The organism is Staphylococcus sp. GDY8P85P (assembly GCF_017892405.1).
In the GTDB taxonomy this organism is placed as follows: Bacteria; Bacillota; Bacilli; order Staphylococcales; family Staphylococcaceae; genus Staphylococcus; species Staphylococcus borealis.
In genome coordinates, this window is record NZ_JAESLA010000035.1 from 3,369 (window position 1) to 5,006 (window position 1,638).

Sequence of the window (1,638 nt, forward strand, 5' to 3'; positions counted from 1 at the left end):
TATTCCTCATCTCTACGAGATGTTCCGAATATATCCTTAGAAAGGAGGTGATCCAGCCGCACCTTCCGATACGGCTACCTTGTTACGACTTCACCCCAATCATTTGTCCCACCTTCGACGGCTAGCTCCAAATGGTTACTCCACCGGCTTCGGGTGTTACAAACTCTCGTGGTGTGACGGGCGGTGTGTACAAGACCCGGGAACGTATTCACCGTAGCATGCTGATCTACGATTACTAGCGATTCCAGCTTCATGTAGTCGAGTTGCAGACTACAATCCGAACTGAGAACAACTTTATGGGATTTGCTTGACCTCGCGGTTTCGCTGCCCTTTGTATTGTCCATTGTAGCACGTGTGTAGCCCAAATCATAAGGGGCATGATGATTTGACGTCATCCCCACCTTCCTCCGGTTTGTCACCGGCAGTCAACTTAGAGTGCCCAACTTAATGATGGCAACTAAGCTTAAGGGTTGCGCTCGTTGCGGGACTTAACCCAACATCTCACGACACGAGCTGACGACAACCATGCACCACCTGTCACTTTGTCCCCCGAAGGGGAAAGCTCTATCTCTAGAGTTGTCAAAGGATGTCAAGATTTGGTAAGGTTCTTCGCGTTGCTTCGAATTAAACCACATGCTCCACCGCTTGTGCGGGTCCCCGTCAATTCCTTTGAGTTTCAACCTTGCGGTCGTACTCCCCAGGCGGAGTGCTTAATGCGTTAGCTGCAGCACTAAGGGGCGGAAACCCCCTAACACTTAGCACTCATCGTTTACGGCGTGGACTACCAGGGTATCTAATCCTGTTTGATCCCCACGCTTTCGCACATCAGCGTCAGTTACAGACCAGAAAGTCGCCTTCGCCACTGGTGTTCCTCCATATCTCTGCGCATTTCACCGCTACACATGGAATTCCACTTTCCTCTTCTGCACTCAAGTTTTCCAGTTTCCAATGACCCTCCACGGTTGAGCCGTGGGCTTTCACATCAGACTTAAAAAACCGCCTACGCGCGCTTTACGCCCAATAATTCCGGATAACGCTTGCCACCTACGTATTACCGCGGCTGCTGGCACGTAGTTAGCCGTGGCTTTCTGATTAGGTACCGTCAAGACGTGCACAGTTACTTACACGTATGTTCTTCCCTAATAACAGAGTTTTACGATCCGAAGACCTTCATCACTCACGCGGCGTTGCTCCGTCAGGCTTTCGCCCATTGCGGAAGATTCCCTACTGCTGCCTCCCGTAGGAGTCTGGACCGTGTCTCAGTTCCAGTGTGGCCGATCACCCTCTCAGGTCGGCTACGTATCGTCGCCTTGGTAAGCCGTTACCTTACCAACTAGCTAATACGGCGCGGGTCCATCTATAAGTGATAGCAAAACCATCTTTCACTATCGAACCATGCGGTTCGAAATATTATCCGGTATTAGCTCCGGTTTCCCGAAGTTATCCCAGTCTTATAGGTAGGTTACCCACGTGTTACTCACCCGTCCGCCGCTAACGTCAAAGGAGCAAGCTCCTTAACTGTTCGCTCGACTTGCATGTATTAGGCACGCCGCCAGCGTTCATCCTGAGCCAGGATCAAACTCTCCATAAAAAATTATGATGTTTGATTAGCTCATAATAAAAAATAGTTTTAGTAAC

1 rRNA gene is annotated in these 1,638 nt (G+C 50.0%); it reads right to left on the minus strand.

What is annotated here, in order from left to right:
- Positions 1–40 precede the first annotated feature (40 nt).
- Positions 41–1,591: ribosomal RNA gene (locus KA828_RS08320) — 16S ribosomal RNA — on the minus strand.
- Positions 1,592–1,638: the final 47 nt, after the last annotated feature.